Annotated in this window: 2 protein-coding genes; one reads left to right on the top strand and one right to left on the bottom strand. The window is 72.9% G+C overall.

What is annotated here, in order from left to right; translation table 11 throughout:
* On the top strand, positions 1-529 hold a 529-nt coding region (locus AB0J52_RS40555), incomplete at its 5' end, for a CocE/NonD family hydrolase C-terminal non-catalytic domain-containing protein (protein ID WP_500188535.1).
* A 165-nt stretch (positions 530-694) separates the two neighbouring features.
* Here AB0J52_RS40555 and AB0J52_RS40550 read toward each other — a convergent pair.
* Positions 695-1,426, bottom strand: a 732-nt coding sequence (locus tag AB0J52_RS40550; protein WP_500188533.1) for an enoyl-CoA hydratase/isomerase family protein, incomplete at its 5' end; no start/stop codon positions are given.

Raw genomic sequence — 1,426 nt, 5'->3', positions numbered from 1 at the left:
CCCGAACCGGCTGGCGTACCTGACCGGGCCGCTGACGCGGCCGCTGCGGGTGGACGGCATCCCGAAGGCCGACATCCGGGCCTCGCTGAACGGCCCGTCGCCCTACCTGACCGCGCTGCTGGTCGACTACGGCACCGACACGCGGCCCACCGGCGCCCGGGTCACCACGACCGACAAGGTCTGCTACGGCCAGAGCGTCCCCGGCGACGAGGGCTGCACCCTCCGGCAGGAGCTGGCCACTCAGACGGCCCCCTACAAGATCATCACGCGCGGCTGGCTGGACGCCCGCAACCGGAGCTCGATCTCCCGCAGCGTGCCGCTCACGCCCGGGAAGACCTACTCCTTCCGCTGGGACATGCAGCCGACCGACTACACGGTCAAGGCCGGGCACCGGCTCGGCGTGATCATCCTGTCCACCGACTACGACTACACGCTCCGCTACCCGGCGGGCACCGCGGTCACCGTCCGGCCGGGGACGAGCCGCGTCCTGCTGCCGGTCGCACCGGGGAGTGATACTTCGCTGCGGTAACTGAAATATCCGGAATCTTCGCTCAGGACTGGCCGGAATCCGGATCTCCCGCAAGAATGGCTCCGCCGTGCGGACGGGCGCGCCGTCCGCACGGCGGATTTTTCTCGTCTTGACCGAATGGGAAGTGGAACGTTCCTTCCCGGCTTCCGGGCGCCCGGCGCGGGCTCAGGCGCGGAAGGCGGCGGCCAGCTCGCGCAGCCGGACGAGCTGCTCGCGGCGCTCGGCGGCGCGCTGCTCGTCCAGGGTGTTCTGCGGGGCCGCCAGCAGCAGCCGCTTGGTCGCGACGGCAGCGTCCGCGTTGACCGCGAGCAGCTCGGCCGTCAGGGCCGCCACCGCCGCGTCCAGCCCGCCGGTCGGGGCGATCCGCTCGACGATGCCGAGCCGGGCGGCCTCGGCGGCGTCGATGGTGCGGGCGGTGAGGCACAGCTCCAGCGCCCGGTTGACGCCCACGATCTCGACCAGGGGCTTGGTGCCGGTCAGGTCCGGCACCAGACCGAGCGCGGGCTCCTTCATGCAGAACCGGGCGTCCTCGGCGGCGATCCGGATGTCGCAGGCCAGCGCGAGCTGGAATCCGCCGCCGATCGCGTGGCCGTGCACCGCGGCGACCGTGACGATCGACGGGTCGCGCAGCCAGGTGTAGCCCTCCTGGAGCTCGGCGATGAACGCGTCGCCGGCCTCGTCGTCGGCGCCGAACGGGAACCCGCCCTCGCCGCCGGAGAACATCGACAGGTCGATGCCGGCCGAGAACGACGGCCCGTCGCCGCGCAGCACGACCACCCGCACCTCGCGCGGCAGCGCGCGGCCGATGGCCGCCAGCATCCGCCAGGTGGCGAAGGTCATCGCGTTGCGCCGCTCGGGCCGGGCGAGCGTGACGGTCGCGACCGCGCCGTCCAGTTC

The sequence above is a fragment of the Spirillospora sp. NPDC049652 genome, assembly GCF_040675125.1.
In the GTDB taxonomy this organism is placed as follows: Bacteria; Actinomycetota; Actinomycetes; order Streptosporangiales; family Streptosporangiaceae; genus Spirillospora.
Note: the sequence above shows the minus strand (reverse complement) of the source record. Positions and strands in the feature narration are given on the sequence as shown.